The sequence below is a fragment of the Pseudomonas sp. MDT1-17 genome, from assembly GCF_054898105.1.
Genome location: NZ_JBUBVM010000001.1, coordinates 5,452,343 through 5,469,661 on the forward strand (window position 1 = coordinate 5,452,343; position 17,319 = coordinate 5,469,661).

Here is a 17,319-nt window from a genome sequence, read left to right on the forward strand (position 1 = left end):
TTAATCCTTCCGCTTAAGAAGCTCGCCACGGGCCGCTTTCTGGGTTTCCGTGAGGATGCCACGCAATATATTCATTTCCGCCCGGCTGACCGAGCTACGTCCGTACAACCGGCGCAGGCGCGCCATCAAGTGCCGTGGCTTTTCCGGATCGAGGAACTCGATGGCCACCAGGGTTTGCTCCAGGTGCCCATAGAATCGCTCCAGTTCATCCATGGTCGCCAGCTCACCACTTTTGGTGGACGCCACTTCATCCTTCTCGACCTTGCTCGGCTGACCTTGGGCCGCGAGCCAGGACATGCGCACTTCATAGCTCAACACCTGCACCGCTGCCCCAAGGTTCAGCGAACTGAACTCAGGGTCTGATGGGATGTGCACGTGATAATGACATCGCTGCAGCTCTTCATTGGTCAGGCCGGAATCTTCACGACCAAACACCAACGCAATCTCGGCGCCCTGCCCGGCTTCCTCGACCACTTTCACGCCGCATTCGCGGGGATCGAGCAACGGCCAGGGAATGCGACGGTCACGGGCGCTGGTGCCGAGCACCAGATTGCAGCCAACCAAGGCATCCTCCAAAGTGGCGACGACTTGCGCGTTTTCAAGGATGTCACCGGCACCGGAAGCACGAGCATCGGCTTCGTGATGCGGGAACAACCGCGGTTCAACCAGCACCAGCCGCGACAGGCCCATGTTCTTCATGGCACGCGCAGCCCCGCCGATGTTGCCGGGATGGCTGGTATTGACCAGGACGACACGAATGTTATGCAGCAAGGGAGGCGCTCTCGAACACGTTAATGGGGAGCAGAATCTTACAGCTCAACCTACCGTTAAGCTATGAAAGCGAACACCGACCTTCACCTGTAGAAACTTTCTGATAGAATGCCCGGCTTTCTTTAACAACCTTAGGTGACACATCCATGCAGCCCATGCTGAATATCGCGCTGCGCGCCGCCCGCAGCGCCAGTGAATTGATCTTCCGCTCCATCGAGCGCCTGGATACCATCAAGGTCGACGAAAAAGACGCCAAGGATTATGTATCCGAGGTGGATCGCGCCGCCGAACAGAAAATCATCGACGCGCTGCGCAAGGCCTACCCTACCCACGGCATTCTCGGCGAAGAAACCGGCATGCACCCGGGTAGCGGCGAAGGCGAAGAATACCTGTGGATCATCGATCCGCTGGACGGCACCACCAACTTCCTGCGCGGCATTCCTCACTTCGCTGTCAGCATCGCCTGCAAATACCGCGGTCGCCTGGAGCACGCTGTTGTTCTGGACCCGGTTCGCCAGGAAGAATTCACCGCCAGCCGTGGTCGTGGCGCTCAACTGAACGGTCGTCGTCTGCGCGTCAGCGGCCGCACCAGCCTGGACGGCGCCTTGCTGGGTACCGGCTTCCCGTTCCGCGATGACCAGATGGACAACCTCGACAACTACCTGGGCATGTTCCGTGCCCTGGTTGGCCAGACTGCCGGCATCCGCCGCGCCGGCTCGGCGAGCCTGGACCTGGCCTACGTGGCTGCCGGCCGTTTCGACGCCTTCTGGGAATCGGGCCTGTCCGAGTGGGACATGGCTGCAGGCGCCTTGCTGATCCAGGAAGCGGGCGGCTTGGTGAGCGACTTCACCGGCGGTCACGACTTCCTCGAGAAAGGCCACGTCGTTGCCGGCAACACCAAGTGCTTCAAAGCAGTATTGACGGCCATCCAGCCGCACCTGCCGGCCTCGCTGAAACGCTAAGCGACCAGCCACAAAAAAGCACCCTTCGGGGTGCTTTTTTTATGCCTGGAATTTGAGTTCAACAACACCACCGACCAAATGTGGGAGCGGGCTTGCTCGCGAAAGCGGTGTGTCAGTCACCATCAGTGCTGAATGTGAAACCGCATTCGCGAGCAAGCCCGCTCCCACAGGGGATTGGTGGTGATGCATAAATTCAGAGCACAAAAAAAGCACTCCAATCGAGTGCTTCTTTTTGAATCTGAAACTCAGTTATTTACTGAGCCGGTTCGTTCTGCGACAGAACCAGCTTGCCTTCCTTGTCGACCGGAATCTGGTTACCCGGATCGCGATCCATCCGCACCTTGCCTTCCTTGCCATCCAGCGAATAACGAACGTCGTAACCTACAACCTTGTCACTGATATCATTCACTGTGTTACAGCGAGTCTGAGTCGTGGTGTAGGTATCACGATTCTGCATGCCTTCCTGAACCTTGTTGCCGGCATAACCGCCGCCGACCGCACCTGCAACGGTGGCAATCTTCTTGCCCGTGCCGCCGCCGATCTGATTACCGAGCAAACCACCCGCCACGGCACCCAGTACGGTACCGGCGATCTGGTGTTGATCTTTCACCGGCGCCTGCCGGGTTACTGCTACATCCTTGCACACTTCACGTGGCGTCTTGATTTGTGTCTTGACCGGTTCAACGGCTAGAACTTGCGCATACTCAGGGCCGCTTTTAACCAGGCTATAGGTGGCAACAGCACCCCCGGCAGTCACACCGACAGCACCCAATACCGCACCAACCAGCAACGACTTGTTCACATGAACCTCCTGACCATCACATGCGGGACAAGCCCGCGCTTCTCCCAGCCTTGGAGCATAAAAAAAGGCGCGAGTTCAACTCGCGCCTTTTTTGGCAGACAACTGGAAAGCGAGATAGCCGTTACGGGCGGTCGTCGACTTCCTGATCGGTAGCCACTGCAGGAATCAGATCCTCGGTGGTCAGGTTCAGCCAGATCAACACCACGTTCGCGATGTAGATCGACGAGTAGGTACCCGCCAGAACACCGATAAACAGGGAGATGGAGAAGCCGAACAGGTTGTCGCCACCGAAGAACAGCAGGGCCGCAATCGCCAGCAAGGTAGAGATCGAGGTCGCCATGGTCCGCAGCAGGGTTTGCGTGGTCGAGATGTTGATGTTCTCGATCAGACTGGCCTTGCGCAGGACTCGGAAGTTCTCACGAACCCGGTCGAATACCACAATAGTGTCGTTGAGCGAGTAACCAATGATCGCCAGTACCGCCGCCAGCACCGTCAAGTCGAAGGTGATCTGGAAGAACGACAGGATACCGATGGTCACGATCACGTCGTGGATCAGCGAAACAATGGCGCCAACCGCGAACTTCCACTGAAAGCGGAAAGCCAGGTAGATCAGAATACCGCCCAGCGCCATCAGCATGCCGAGGCCGCCCTGGTCGCGCAGTTCTTCACCGACCTGCGGGCCCACGTACTCGACGCGCTTGACCACAGCCGGGTTGTCGCCACCGACTTTTTGCAGCGCTTCAGCGACTTGATGACCCAGTTGCGGATCCTCACCCGGCATCCGCACCAGCAGATCGGTAGTTGCACCGAAGCTCTGCACGATGGCTTCGTGGTAACCCGACGTAACCAGCTGCTCACGCACCTTGGTGACATCGGCCGGACGCTCGTAGGTCAGCTCGATGAGCGTACCGCCGGTGAAGTCCAGACCCCAGTTCATGCCCTTGGTGGCGACGCTGAACAATGCCAGCGCAGTAAGGAACAATGTGACGCCGAACGCAACGTTGCGAACGCCCATGAAGTTGATTGTACGTAACATGGCAGCCCCTTAAATCCACAACTTCTTGAAGTCACGACCGCCGAAGATCAGGTTGACCATCGCGCGGGTCACCATAATGGCCGTGAACATCGAGGTAAAGATCCCGAGGGACATGGTCACTGCGAAGCCTTTGACCGGGCCGGTGCCCATCGCAAAGAGAATCCCGCCGACCAACAACGTTGTCAGGTTGGCGTCGAGAATCGCGGTGAATGCCCGGCCGAAGCCTTCATTGATTGCCCGCTGTACGGACATGCCCGACGCGATCTCTTCACGAATCCGCGAGAAGATCAGAACGTTGGCGTCGACCGCCATCCCCATGGTCAATACGATACCGGCGATACCCGGCAGGGTCAGCGTTGCACCCAACAGCGACATCAGAGCCAGCAGCAACACCATGTTCACCGTCAGTGCAACAGTGGCGATGATGCCGAAGAAGCGGTAGATAGCCATGATGAACAGCGAGACAAACAGCATGCCCCACAACGATGCATCGATACCTTTGGTGATGTTGTCGGCACCCAGGCTCGGGCCGATGGTGCGCTCTTCAGCGAAGTACATCGGTGCAGCCAGACCACCGGCGCGCAGCAGCAGCGCCAGTTCGGACGACTCGCCCTGGCCGTTCAGGCCAGTGATGCGGAACTGAGCACCCAGCGGTGACTGGATGGTCGCCAGGCTGATGATCTTCTTCTCTTCCTTGAACGTTTGAACCGGCACGTCTTTCTCGACGCCGTTAACCATTTTTTTGACGTAAGTGGTGACCGGACGCTGCTCGATGAAGATCACCGCCATGCTGCGACCGACGTTGCTGCGGGTCGCACGACTCATCAGCTCGCCACCGTGGCCATCCAGACGGATGTTCACTTCCGGCGTGCCTTGCTCGCCGAAGCCAGCCTTGGCATCGGTGACCTGGTCACCCGTGATGATCAAGCCACGCTCGATTTGCGCTGACGGACGATTGCCTTCACGGAACTCGAAGGTTTCGGAAGTGGCTTTCGAAGCGCCCGGCTCAGCCGCCAAGCGGAACTCAAGGTTGGCCGTCTTGCCGAGGATACGCTTGGCTTCGGCGGTGTCTTGCACGCCCGGCAGCTCAACCACGATGCGGTTGGCGCCCTGACGCTGAACGATTGGTTCGGCAACACCCAGCTCGTTGACGCGGTTACGTACGGTGGTCAAGTTCTGCTTGATGGAGTATTCACGGATTTCCGCCAGCTTGGCCGGGGTCATCGCCAGACGCAGTACCGGTTGGCCATTGAGGTCGGCCGGAACAATGTCGAAATCGTTGAAGTTCTTGCGGATCAGCGTGCGGGCTTGCTCGCGGGCTGCTTCATCGGTAAAGCCCAACTGAACGGCACCGTCGATTTGCGGCAGGCTGCGATAGCGCAGTTTCTCTTTGCGCAACAGGCTCTTCACATCGCCTTCGTACACTTTCAGGCGGGCGTCGAGGGCTTTGTCCATGTCCACTTCGAGCAGGAAGTGCACACCACCGGACAAGTCCAGACCCAGCTTCATCGGGTGCGCACCGAGGTTGCGCAGCCATTGCGGGGTTGTTTGCGCCAGGTTCAGTGCAACGACGTAGTCATCACCCAATGCCTTGCGCACGACGTCTTTGGCTGGCAGCTGATCGGCAGCCTTTGTCAGGCGAATCAGACCACCCTTGCCGCTCTCTGCCAAAGTGGCAGCCTTGACTTCGATCCCGGATGCCTTGAGCGCTGCGCTCACACGATCCAGATCAGCCTGATTGACTTGCAGCGCAGTGCTTGCGCCGCTGACCTGAATGGCCGGGTCATCAGGATATAAATTAGGAGCGGAATAAAACAGACCGACCGCCAGCACCGCCAGGATCAGAATGTATTTCCACAGAGGGTATTTGTTCAGCATCACGCCGCCCGCTTATGACGCGGGGCGCCTTGCGCGCCCCGTCGATTGAGTAGAAGTTGAAACTTAGATCGCTTTTAGCGTGCCTTTTGGCAGCGTGGCCGCGATGGCGCCTTTCTGAAACTTCATTTCGATGGTGTCGGAAACTTCCAGAACAACGAAATCGTCTGCCACTTTAGTGATCTTGCCGGCGATACCACCGGTGGTCACAACTTCGTCGCCTTTCTGCAGGCTGCCGAGCAGGTTCTTCTGCTCTTTGGCGCGCTTGGCCTGTGGACGCCAGATCATCAGGTAGAAGATGACCAGGAAACCGACCAGGAAAATCCACTCAAAACCACCACCCATTGGGCCTGCCGCAGGTGCAGCAGCGTCAGCCATGGCATTAGAGATAAAAAAGCTCATTTAGCACTCCAGTTGCAAATGTTGAATCTTGGGGTCAGAAAACTCAGTCCAAAGGCGGAACAGCAAGCCCGCGTTTGGCGTAGAAGGCATCGACAAAGGCGGCCAATGTACCCTGTTGAATAGCCTCGCGCAAACCAGCCATAAGCACCTGGTAATGGCGCAAATTGTGGATGGTATTCAACATGCTACCCAGCATTTCGCCGCACTTGTCCAGATGGTGCAGATAAGCACGGGAGAAGTTCTGGCAGGTGTAGCAATCGCAGGTCGGATCCAGCGGCGAATCATCATGGCGATGGAACGCGTTACGGATCTTCAGCACGCCTGTATCAATGAACAGATGCCCATTGCGGGCATTACGGGTTGGCATCACGCAATCGAACATGTCCACACCGCGGCGCACACCCTCAACCAGATCTTCCGGTTTGCCAACGCCCATAAGGTAACGAGGTTTGTCAGCCGGCATCTGACCTGGCAGGTAGTCGAGCACCTTGATCATCTCGTGTTTCGGCTCGCCCACCGACAGACCGCCGATGGCCAGGCCATCGAAACCGATTTGATCGAGGCCTTCCAGGGAACGCATGCGCAAATCCTGGTGCATACCGCCCTGAACGATGCCGAACAGCGCCGCCGTGTTGTCGCCATGGGCTTCTTTCGAACGCTTGGCCCAGCGCAACGACAACTCCATGGAAATACGCGCGACGTCTTCATCAGCCGGGTACGGCGTGCATTCGTCAAAGATCATCACGATGTCCGAGCCCAGATCACGCTGGACCTGCATCGACTCTTCAGGGCCCATGAACACTTTGGCGCCATCGACCGGAGAAGCGAAGGTCACACCCTCCTCCTTGATCTTGCGCATCGCGCCCAGGCTGAACACCTGAAAACCACCGGAGTCGGTAAGAATCGGGCCTTTCCACTGCATGAAATCGTGCAGGTCGCCGTGCTTCTTGATCACTTCAGTGCCAGGACGCAGCCACAAGTGGAAGGTGTTGCCCAGAATGATTTCCGCGCCGGTCGCGGTGATATCCCGCGGCAGCATGCCCTTGACCGTGCCGTACGTGCCCACCGGCATGAAGGCCGGGGTCTCGACGGTACCGCGCGGGAAGGTCAAACGACCGCGACGAGCCTTGCCGTCAGTGGCCAGCAGTTCAAACGACATACGACTCATACAGTTTCCTCAGGGCCCGATTCTTTAGGGGCAGTCGGCGCAGGATTACGGGTGATGAACATCGCATCACCGTAGCTGAAAAAGCGGTAACCATGCTCCACCGCTGCTTTATAGGCAGCCATGGCTTCGGGATAACCGGCGAACGCCGAAACCAGCATCAACAGCGTGGATTCGGGCAAATGGAAGTTGGTGACCAGAGCATCGACCACATGAAACGGTCGGCCCGGGTAGATAAAGATGTCAGTGTCGCCACTGAACGGCTTGAGCACGCCATCGCGGGCGGCGCTTTCCAGGGACCGCACGCTGGTGGTCCCCACCGCCACCACACGACCACCGCGAGCGCGGCAAGCGGCGACGGCATCGACCACGTCCTGACCGACTTCCAGCCATTCACTGTGCATGTGGTGGTCTTCGATCTTCTCGACCCGCACCGGCTGGAACGTGCCAGCGCCGACGTGCAACGTCACGAACGCCGTCTCGACGCCTTTGGCGGCAATCGCCTCCATGAGCGGCTGATCGAAATGCAGCCCCGCCGTCGGCGCCGCCACCGCGCCCAGGCGCTCGGCGTAGACCGTCTGATAACGCTCGCGGTCCGAGCCTTCATCCGGGCGGTCTATATAAGGAGGCAACGGCATGTGACCGACGCGATCGAGCAGCGGCAACACCTCTTCGGTGAAGCCCAATTCGAACAACGTATCGTGCCGCGCCAGCATTTCTGCCTCGCCGCCGCCGTCGATCAGGATCTTCGAACCCGGCTTCGGCGACTTGCTGGACCGCACATGGGCCAGCACGCGATGACTGTCGAGCACCCGCTCCACCAGGATTTCCAGCTTGCCGCCGGAAGCCTTCTGGCCAAACAGCCGCGCCGGAATCACCCGGGTATTGTTGAACACCATCAAATCGCCCGGGCGCAAATGCTCCAGCAAATCAGTGAATTGACGGTGTGCCAGGGCGCCGCTGACCCCATCCAGGGTCAACAGGCGACTGTTGCGACGCTCGGCCAAAGGGTGGCGAGCAATCAGCGAATCAGGGAGTTCGAAAGTAAAGTCAGCAACGCGCATGATGGGGTTCGTCTAGCAGGGGCCGGAAGTCTAGCCGAAATAGTGAAAATTCTCTATGCACCTGATTGACCGACGGTAATCTCATCTCTATACTTCGCCGCCATTGAGCCCTGATGGCGGAATTGGTAGACGCGGCGGATTCAAAATCCGTTTTCGCAAGAAGTGGGAGTTCGAGTCTCCCTCGGGGCACCAAAATTAAGAAAGGTCTTGCTTTGCAAGGCCTTTTTTTTCGTCTGGCGTAAAAGTGGCGTAACCACCTCACCACTCATCGTCTGCTGCCTTTAAGGAGTTCCGTTTTGGGAAGGAAAGCCGCCCCCCGCGCACTAGCGGAAAAAAAAGTGACGACCTCCCTCTCGGTCCGCACGGATGACATGTGGACGAAAAATCCTGCAGTCATAAAGAAATTTCTGGACGCCAGGCCGCAGTTCGAGCAGCTGTGTAGCGAGGTCGAATACATTCTGAAAAAAAGGTCTCAGCAGCCAACATTGAGACCTCATTTTTGGGATCTAGGGCTAAGACCCTTAATAGTTTTCTAGAAAAATTGAACCGTAAAAGCTACACGGACCCTTTCAACCAGTTAGATGATTTAGCCGGAGTCAGGGTGGTATGCCTATACAATAGCGACATACCTAAAGTCACTGAGATAATACGCACTGAGTTTGAAATAGTCCAAGAGATCGACAAGCGCGAAGAACTTGAAACAAATAAGTTTGGATATATCGGAAATCATTTCATAATCCGCTTAGGCAATAATTACTCGGGCGCGCGATACGATGATCTGCGGACTTTGAGATGCGAAATTCAAGTTCGCACCGTCGTACAGGATGCATGGTCCATAATCCAACATCACATGGTGTACAAAAAAGAGTCGCAAGTCCCATCTAATCTAATACGAAAACTCAATGGACTTGCGGGTTTATTCGAAACTGTAGACGATCAATTCGAATTCATCAGAATGCAGCGTGACATGTATTTGGACAGCGTTCGAGAAAGTAAAAACGCACCAGACAACTTCTTAGAGAACGAACTTAACTACGACAGCCTTGTTGAGTTTGTGCAGTGGCGCTATAACGAAAATCTCGATGAAGATGACCGAGAAATCGTCTCAACAATACTTGACACGCTGAATGAAATCGACATATCAACATTAAAAGACATTGAACTCTTACTCGAGCAAAACCAGAAATTTATTGATCTGGCTGCAGAAATTTACATAAACATCTGTCGAGAAGAGAATCCAGAAGATGATGACTTTATTTGGGGGCCGATTAAAATAGCTGTCGCGATATCCGCCACCCTTGAATGGCGAAGTAAGTTCCCCTGGGGACGTAATTGGAGTAACGCGTTTATTCAAGCTGATAGCCAGCTCTAATGTTTTCACAGACAGCTCCCTCGTTATCACATTTTCACGCAGGTGCTTCTTATAGCTCTCAAGTTGATAACGAGGGTTCGATTCACCCGCTCCAGTAGTTTTAAGGATTTCAGCTCATCTGAAGCCTTGCCCTACCGCAATAGGGGACACTCTGGGGGGACGTTTTCGAGCTCGGGACAGCGGCAATCAAGGTACAGCTTGCCCAGCACCATAAGCTCCTGCAGCAACAACCATGTGACCAGGGTGGCCAGCGGGTGATAGTCGTGTTTGAGAGCCCCGATTTCTCAAGTCCAACCTGAGTGCCCGCGCATCACCCACACCCTCCCTACTGTCTTCTATCAAGACCGACAAGCCCCAGCATAACCGGGCATCGCAGGAGATTGCCGCCTGTGGTACGTTACTGTCGCAATTCGACCGCTGGCCCCCCCTCGGGGCACCAAAATTAAGAAAGGTCTTGCTTTGCAAGGCCTTTTTTTCGCCTGCAAAAAAGCACCTGATACCCCGCCGAGCTGTCGGAATTGGCTTGCTGCCGATTCTTTTGATCTTCGCGCTCTCGGTTGGTACGACAATTTTCAAGGATTCATCCCATGGAACTGCTGCTGGAAACTGTTGCTCTGTTCTGTCTCAAGCTTGCGTATGAGACGGAGGGGTCGAGTCCGATTTTGCGGGGTGATCCGATCATGAGCGATTACGAGCGGGAGGTATTTGGCTTACTGGTGCGCCGGGGTGACGTCGAAGGTATTCAGTGTAGAGTCGCGCACTGCGCAGGTCTGGCGCTTGACGCTATAGACGGGGCTGATACGCCGCTTGGGCGCGAGCTGCGACGGTTGTCAGCTAATGTCAGCAATGCGCAGGCAACGGAGCAGCTACATATGCCGCTCACTGCACTAAAGGATTACTTGAAAGCTATTCAGTGAATAAATGGGTTGAGAGCGAGATTTCTGCCTCTTTACCCCGACTGACACTGGGTAGGTTTTTGGCTCAAATGAAAATGGACCTGTCCACTTTTCCATTGCACCAGCAGGCAACAACGTAAGACTTTTTCGGCATCACAAGGACGTATCAATGCGGCAAATCGCCCTCAGCAACAAGCAACTCAGAGGCATTCCCCGCCGCCTTCGCGCTCTGGAACGCTGGGCCTCCAGTTTTCGCGACGAGTTTCACCCGCGATCCGGACACATGGAGTGCTACACACATTGGAAGATCCCGGTACACGCGGCCTTGGTTCAAGGCCCTCAAGCCAGGATCGAAGTTCAGGCCTTCTGCATTCAGCAACTGCTCGAAGCCGCTAGCCACCTGTCCAACGCTGCTAACCACTCACAGGGCTATTACAGGGTTGCGTGCCTGCTGGTGTGGCCATGGGTTCATCAGAGTGAGGTCACCGTCTTCTATGACCGAGACTATTATCTGGGTTTTCTCGGTGAGACGAACGCTCTCATGCCAGAGCGGATCAGTCATGCTCTTGCGTTGCACACACCAGCGAATTTCATCGAGCACGGGCATGACGTAACTCAACCTGACGATGAGGTCGCAGTACAGTGGTGGTGCATCGGGGAACCGGCCTGACAGCTTTGGCGAGCAGGCGCACTCATAGGGATTGAGGTGAGCTGATAGGCATCGCTTGACCCGAGTGCGTGAGTAAAAAATCTGCCGTCCCCTTCCCTGTAATAAATTGTAGTACCTCTGCGCCCGTCATTCCGACGGCTTTCAAGCAGGACCATAGGCATTGGTGACAATTGAAGGAGACCAGCTTGGAGGAAAACCTAATCGCCAGTATCCTGTTAAGGCAAGCCTGTTCAAAAGTATTGTGAGCCATCTATTAACAGTCTTAAACGCACACAGAGAGAAAACTGGGATGTTGACATCTGAAGAAGAAATACAAGTGCTTGCCGATAAAATAAGGCCGGACCAAACCTTAAATTCAAATTTTGATTTAATTTCAAGCATAAAATTACAAAAAATAGGTTTTACCTATACGAACAATGCGCTAACCACTGAAGTCACAGGCAATATAGATCTCAAAGCTCGCACAATAATAATCCATCCACTTCAAAAGCTTAATGCATCATCAACGCACTGCCTTTCCTACCTCCTAGGCGCAGCAGTATTATTTAACTCAGATGAAATTTCATCCATCTCAGTATTGAAGAACATCATAGATCTCACCCTAACCAAAAATCACTCCATACCAAAAAGTATAATCGAATCTCAAATCAGCTTATTCATAAATTCATTGTTAATGCCCAGACGACTTACAGAAAGGCTCGTAGACCAACTCATGAGCGACTTTGACATAAAAGACCACAACCATGGGCTGATATTCGTAGACTATCAAGAGTGCAACCACACTCAATATGTAAAAATTATTAACAATATTTGCAGCATCATGTCCGTCTCTAGCAACTTTGCGATTAGCCGCCTTACCGAACTAGAAATATTAAAAGACACACGGACACGCAAACCCAAGAATTGGTCAACTTATGTAGACGACCCGAAAAAAGAAACAAACAGAAAAGCCGAAGCACCACGACGGGTATATATTGATCTTGGCGAAGACTTAAACCAAGAGCCCCCTCTCTGACTCAATATTTATACTAGACTGGGAGCATTAAAATGCAGCCTGAACATTACGACTTCGATAACGCCCTGTATCTCCCAGTTAGCGAAAAAACTGTCAATCGCCTAATAGCATCTGGCGAAAATAGCATATTGGACACTCTCTCCAATGCAGAACTCTCTGCAATTCTAGTAATTCAAAATCTCACAGAAATCTATAAAAACAGCAAAAACCACGCATCTGAACAAATACTAAAAAAACTTATAGCATGGGGAAACGAAAGCGCTAGCAAAAAAAACACAAAGCGACTACTAAGTGAAACCAGACGCTTGTTAGACCTACCAAAACTTAAAAACGGACTTAGTATTCTTTCCCAAGCAAAAATCGAGTTGCTTTCAGACAGCCTAGTCGAAGAAGCAGCATATCTACTTCCTAACGGGGATTGGGATACAACCTTCAGAGGAAGGTACTTTAATTTAGCATCATCCTATCGTCATCAAATAGTCACCCCAGGAAATCAGGAATTGTGGCTTTCAGATGCGCAAAATATGATAGTCCGTACTCTGCAGGCAAACACTCATGAACATCTACATATTCAGGGCTATGCAGGTATAGGAAAGAGCTTCCTAATTTCGTCTTTATTGAATTTTCTAAACCTAAGCAAAACTATAGTTCTTGTAAAAAACACCAAAAAACTTAATGAGCTAAAAAAGCGTTCAAAGCTTGAAAAATTCAAACTTTATACATTTGAAGAGTTTTCATTTCGTTTGATCTCAAACAAAATTGATCGTACTTCTCTGCGCAACGCTTACGAGACAAAACAATATACCAACGCAGAGATCGCAAGAAATCTAAATATATCAAGCGTAAAAGAACTCAATGAAAACCAGGTAGTTTCTATATGCATGGAAACGATAAACTCATATTGCTTATCTGACGACTACAGCCTAAAAGACAAGCACTTACCTAACATTGAAAACTATCTTTCACAGATAGACAGAACAGCACTACTTGAGTATTCTATCCGGATCTGGCAAGCCATTGACCCATCTCATATCGGCCCGTTGGCTTTACCATTCAACGGGTTTAGCGTAGTAAAAAAAGCGTCCTTGCTTGGATGCACCGTGCACCCAAGCATTACCCACATACTCATAGATGAAAGCCATGACCTTCCTCCATCTCTTTTGAAAATACTTGAACGTGGTCCTCAATGCCTGATAACTCTAGGCGACGAATATCAGCGATTAACCGGAAAACCAACAAAACGTGGTCTAGAGGTGCGTCAAAAGGAAGCCACGCAATCTGTAAGAACCGGGAAAAAGATGGAACAAGTTCTTAACCCATTAATTTACGCACACCCGAACAAGCTGAAACTGCCCTTTGAGGGAGCCAAAGATACCACATTAAATATTTACCACTATGACATGGCTAATTTACCACCACCCCCTACTACAATATTAGTTGCTAGCCGATGGGGTATGCTTCTTTGGTTTTGGTCACTCAACGATTCCGGGCACTATGCTTCCTTTATGGGAGATAGCGCTGCTAATTTTTCTCAGTTTGCCCATGATTGCCTTCGTCTTTTCCGCGATGACACACCATCCACACATTCAGACTTAGTCCATTATCCAAACTGGAACTTATTATCTTTAGATCTTAGCAGCGACGAGTCATTTCGCGCAGTAGAAAGAACACTACAAAATGGATATAAGGTTGCAGACCTAACTACCACATTCAACAAGTCCGGCAAGAGCCTAGGAAACTCATATACATTGGCATTAGCTGAAGAAATCGGAAACATGGAGTTCAACAGCGTGATAATCGCAAACGATTTGATGCCCGACTGCCCACCAAAAGATGGTTATGAACTGGACCGAAGAATATCTACTTTATACACGGCCATTTCCAGAGCGATACAAGAACTATATTTACCTATTGATATTGAAGAGTGGCTCGCAAACTACCGGGTCGCCGGGCTCTATATTCCAGCAAAAAAAAGCTATTAGTTTTATGAGCGTAGCTTTCGAGGTTGCATGAAGCGGGTCTGCGCGATAACCTTTGGCCGTCGCTGCCAATTCAGCGACCGGGTGTGGAAACCCGTGTAATTCAAGGCGCAACAGCGCCCCCATCACGTCTGCCGGCGCTTTTTTTATGCCTGCGGCGTGAGTTATGGCGGCTGTGCGTGGGACGTCTTCGGGCGTGCCGGTTTCCTTGATTCCCGGTTTTCCACCCTGCGCACAGCTGTCACCCATTCGTGTGGAAACGAATGTGGCAGCTCCCCATATCAAGGAGTCTGATAATGCGCAGCATCAATCCGTACAAAACTTGGCTTTTCCCTCTACGCAATTCCCTATCGCGTAACACCCCACCGTTCACCCTCTCCCACCGCATCTCCGTCATCGGAGGTGGCAAATGACCGATCAACCAGAACTCGAAACCATCGGCCTAACCCCCGCCATCTACTGCGCGGATCAACCACTCTTCCACGTCACTCGCGGCGTTCCCCTCGGCGATGCGTTATCAATGGCTTCTGACTTTCTGTTCCTCGCCAAGAAGCTGACCGAAGATGCTGCTTACGCCAGAGACACCGACCGCCATGCTTGGGCCGCGCATTATTTGACGGCGATGAGTAAGGCGGTGGTGGATGATGCGGTGAAGGTGCTGAATCGGGATCGGGATAATGAGATGGCGTCTAAGCGAGCGGGGGCGAAGGCTGAAGCTTAGTGTTTGAAGCCTGGGGGGTGTGGGTGGCTTGCGATAGTGGCAGCTGATTCAGCATTTATGTTGACTGGGCTGGCGCTTTCGCGGTATCCGCTCCACGAACCCCACATTCCAAGCGAATAGCTGACAACGGATGCTGTACTCCCGATTTCCATCAGGAGCCCATCACCATGATGCGTCCCAATGCCAGTGTTGAAAAAGTGTACCTCTACCCCAAACCGGTGGACTTTCGAAAGTCCATCGACGGCCTGGCTGCGCTGGTCGAACTGGATATCAAAGTCGCGGTGTTTGACCCCGTGCTTTTCGTTTTTCTGAATCGCCACCGCAACCGCGTCAAGGTGTTGTATTGGGAGCGCAACGGCTTCTGCCTTTGGCTCAAGCGTCTGGAGTCCGAGCGGTTCAAAACTTCACCCGATGAACTGGATGAGGCCATCGTGCTGACGGTGCAAGAACTGAACTGGTTACTGGATGGGTTTGACCTCTGGCGCAACCGGCCGCACAAGGTTTTGACTCCAAGGTTTGTTGCCTGACGGGTATAATCCAGGGCATGCGACCATTGCCCGAAAACCTTCCTGACGATCCTGTACTGCTCAAACAGATGCTGCTTGAGAGTTACGAAGCACGCTCGCGCGAGCAGGAAGTCAAAGACGCTTACGCCACCCACATTGTTGATCTGAAAGAACAGATCAAGCTGTTGCGTGACCGTATCTTCGGGCGCAAATCCGAGCAGACGGTCGAGCCCAACACACCGCAACTGGCACTGTTCAACGAGCCCGAAAGCGAGCCGATGCCTTCAGTCGGCGACGCTGACGAAGAAGTCGTTGCTCCGACTCTACGCCGTGGTAAGCGCAAACCCTTGTCGGCTGATCTGCCGCGTATCGAAGTCATCCACGAACTGCCCGAACACGAACTGACCTGTGCCTGCGGTTGCCGCAAGCATGTGATCAGTGAAGAAACCAGCGAACAGCTGGACATCGTGCCGATGCAGATCCGCGTGATCAAACATATCCGCAAGGTTTACGGCTGCCGTGGCTGTGAAACAGCGCCGGTCACCGCCGACAAGCCCGCTCAATTAATCGAAAAGAGCATGGCCAGTCCAAGCGTGTTGGCGATGCTGCTGACCACCAAGTATGTCGATGGCTTGCCGCTGCATCGTTTTGAAACGGTGCTAAGCCGACATGGCATAGAAATCCCGCGCCAAACGCTGGCCCGCTGGATTATCCAGTGCGGCGAACATCTGCAACCGTTATTGAATCTGATGCGCGAGCGGTTGCTGGAAAGTCCGGTCATCCACTGCGATGAAACCCGCGTCCAGGTACTCAAAGAGCCGGATCGAGACCCGACCAGCCAATCCTGGATGTGGGTGCAAGCAAGCGGCCCGCCGGATCGCAAAGTCGTGCTGTTCGACTACACCTCCAGCCGTGCGCAGGACGTACCGCTGCGTCTGCTGGAAAGTTATCGCGGCTACGTCATGACCGACGATTACGCAGGCTATAACGCGCTGGCGTTGCAGCCGGGCGTGGAACGTCTGGCGTGCATGGCTCATGTACGTCGCAAGTTCGTGGAAGCACAGAAAGTGCAGCCCAAGGGCAAGACCGGGCGTGCCGATATCGGGCTGACGATGATCAACAAGCTGTATGGCATCGAGCGTGAGCTGAAAGACGTCAGCGACGAGCAGCGATTTATCGGTCGGCAGGAAAAGAGCTTGCCGATCCTCGCCCAGTTGAAAAGCTGGCTGGATAAAACGCAGTCCCAAGTGACACCGCAAAGCGTGCTGGGTAAAGCGGTTAATTATCTGGCGAGCAACTGGCTTCGGCTGGAGCGTTACGTTGAAGCTGGTTTTTTACCTATCGACAACAACGCGGCGGAGCGTGCAATAAAGCCGTTTGTGATTGGGCGCAAGGCCTGGCTGTTCAGCGATACACCCAAAGGCGCCACCGCCAGTGCGCAGATCTATAGCTTGGTCGAGACCGCCAAAGTCAACGGCCAAGAGCCCTATACGTGGCTGCGCCACGTACTTGAGCGCTTGCCGCATGCCTCGTCGGTGGAAGACTACGAAGCCTTGCTGCCGTGGAACTGCTCACCGGAAATGCCACGGTAAACGAGAGGCCCACCTGGCGATAGGTGTGCTTCATGGATCGGATACCTTTCGCGGGCAAGCCCGCTCCCACAGGGATTGCAGTGAGCTGACAGGCATTATTTCGCCCGACTAGGTGGTTGGGTTGTCATTGCGGTGCATCTTCAGCATTGATGGTGGCTGGGCTGGCGCTTTCGCGAGCAGGCTCGCTCCCACAGGGGTTTTGTGGGGTGATTGGGATTTGGCCCGAGGTTTTTTGGGGCTTTTTATTATTTGGCTCGGGGTGATTGGCTTTCGGTTTACAGCGGGATAGATCAACGCGTCTGCACCCTGAATTGCCCACGAGTCTGATGCTGTTTCTGACCTGTAATGCTTGCTATACATCAGCCATCGACAGGCCCTCAGGGCATTAGGCCGGTGAGTGAACGCCCGCACCCCACTCATCTAGACTTAATGGATAGTCGTAGGCAGAACCGAACACGTCGCTTTGGTGCAGTTCAATCAAAAGCAGCGTG

16 protein-coding genes and 1 tRNA gene are annotated in these 17,319 nt (G+C 53.6%); 10 read left to right on the top strand and 7 right to left on the bottom strand.

From position 1 onward, the window contains the following. Positions 1-771, bottom strand: a complete 771-nt coding sequence (gene trmJ / locus ACYZTX_RS25210; RefSeq protein ID WP_462036314.1) for a tRNA (cytosine(32)/uridine(32)-2'-O)-methyltransferase TrmJ — start codon at positions 769-771, stop codon at positions 1-3. 146 nt (positions 772-917) lie between these two features. On the opposite strand from trmJ, the gene suhB reads away from it, so the two are divergent. Then, a complete protein-coding gene (gene suhB / locus ACYZTX_RS25215) occupies positions 918-1,733 on the top strand; it encodes a type III secretion system regulator SuhB (protein WP_008147729.1) in 816 nt (271 codons plus the stop codon). A 253-nt stretch (positions 1,734-1,986) separates the two neighbouring features. Here suhB and ACYZTX_RS25220 read toward each other — a convergent pair whose 3' ends face one another. The 6 genes from ACYZTX_RS25220 to queA all read right to left on the bottom strand — a co-directional run bounded on the left by ACYZTX_RS25220 (position 1,987) and on the right by queA (position 8,077). Next, entirely contained in the window at positions 1,987-2,535 is a 549-nt protein-coding gene (locus tag ACYZTX_RS25220) for a glycine zipper 2TM domain-containing protein (protein WP_462036315.1), read from the bottom strand. A gap of 121 nt (positions 2,536-2,656) precedes the next feature. Beyond that, positions 2,657-3,571: a protein translocase subunit SecF gene (gene secF, locus ACYZTX_RS25225; RefSeq protein WP_462036316.1), complete on the bottom strand. Its 915-nt coding sequence runs from the start codon at positions 3,569-3,571 to the stop codon at positions 2,657-2,659. Between the two features lie 9 nt (positions 3,572-3,580). Then, positions 3,581-5,449 (bottom strand): protein translocase subunit SecD, encoded by a 1,869-nt coding sequence (gene secD, locus ACYZTX_RS25230; RefSeq protein WP_462036317.1) that lies wholly within the window; start codon positions 5,447-5,449, stop codon positions 3,581-3,583. Positions 5,450-5,512: 63 nt separating this feature from the next. Next, positions 5,513-5,848 carry a preprotein translocase subunit YajC gene (gene yajC, locus ACYZTX_RS25235; RefSeq protein WP_046046023.1) on the bottom strand — a complete coding sequence of 112 codons (336 nt, stop codon included), beginning with the start codon at positions 5,846-5,848 and terminating at the stop codon, positions 5,513-5,515. A gap of 43 nt (positions 5,849-5,891) precedes the next feature. Continuing rightward, the gene (gene tgt / locus ACYZTX_RS25240) at positions 5,892-7,007 is read right to left on the bottom strand and encodes a tRNA guanosine(34) transglycosylase Tgt (protein WP_282375333.1); all 1,116 of its coding nucleotides are present in this window, start codon (positions 7,005-7,007) and stop codon (positions 5,892-5,894) included. Positions 7,008-7,012: 5 nt separating this feature from the next. Then, positions 7,013-8,077: a tRNA preQ1(34) S-adenosylmethionine ribosyltransferase-isomerase QueA gene (gene queA / locus ACYZTX_RS25245; RefSeq protein ID WP_462036318.1), complete on the bottom strand. Its 1,065-nt coding sequence runs from the start codon at positions 8,075-8,077 to the stop codon at positions 7,013-7,015. Between the two features lie 107 nt (positions 8,078-8,184). On the opposite strand from queA, the gene ACYZTX_RS25250 reads away from it, so the two are divergent. The 9 genes from ACYZTX_RS25250 (at position 8,185) to tnpC (ending at position 16,828) form a co-directional block, all read left to right on the top strand. Further along, positions 8,185-8,269, top strand: a tRNA-Leu gene (locus ACYZTX_RS25250). A gap of 307 nt (positions 8,270-8,576) precedes the next feature. Next, positions 8,577-9,449, top strand: coding sequence for a GTP pyrophosphokinase (locus ACYZTX_RS25255; protein ID WP_462036319.1), 873 nt, complete (start codon positions 8,577-8,579; stop codon positions 9,447-9,449). A gap of 587 nt (positions 9,450-10,036) precedes the next feature. After that, positions 10,037-10,366, top strand: a complete 330-nt coding sequence (locus ACYZTX_RS25260) for a hypothetical protein (protein ID WP_462036320.1) — start codon at positions 10,037-10,039, stop codon at positions 10,364-10,366. Between the two features lie 148 nt (positions 10,367-10,514). After that, positions 10,515-11,015, top strand: a complete 501-nt coding sequence (locus tag ACYZTX_RS25265; RefSeq protein WP_462036321.1) for a DUF3916 domain-containing protein — start codon at positions 10,515-10,517, stop codon at positions 11,013-11,015. A 163-nt stretch (positions 11,016-11,178) separates the two neighbouring features. Continuing rightward, positions 11,179-12,030 carry a hypothetical protein gene (locus ACYZTX_RS25270; RefSeq protein ID WP_462036322.1) on the top strand — a complete coding sequence of 284 codons (852 nt, stop codon included), beginning with the start codon at positions 11,179-11,181 and terminating at the stop codon, positions 12,028-12,030. Between the two features lie 32 nt (positions 12,031-12,062). Further along, positions 12,063-14,012, top strand: coding sequence for a hypothetical protein (locus tag ACYZTX_RS25275; RefSeq protein WP_462036323.1), 1,950 nt, complete (start codon positions 12,063-12,065; stop codon positions 14,010-14,012). 406 nt (positions 14,013-14,418) lie between these two features. Then, positions 14,419-14,730, top strand: coding sequence for a DUF3077 domain-containing protein (locus tag ACYZTX_RS25280; RefSeq protein WP_462036324.1), 312 nt, complete (start codon positions 14,419-14,421; stop codon positions 14,728-14,730). A 167-nt stretch (positions 14,731-14,897) separates the two neighbouring features. Continuing rightward, positions 14,898-15,257 (top strand): IS66 family insertion sequence element accessory protein TnpB, encoded by a 360-nt coding sequence (gene tnpB, locus ACYZTX_RS25285; RefSeq protein ID WP_412041168.1) that lies wholly within the window; start codon positions 14,898-14,900, stop codon positions 15,255-15,257. A 17-nt stretch (positions 15,258-15,274) separates the two neighbouring features. Continuing rightward, positions 15,275-16,828, top strand: a complete 1,554-nt coding sequence (tnpC, locus tag ACYZTX_RS25290; RefSeq protein ID WP_462033115.1) for an IS66 family transposase — start codon at positions 15,275-15,277, stop codon at positions 16,826-16,828. Positions 16,829-17,319: the final 491 nt, after the last annotated feature.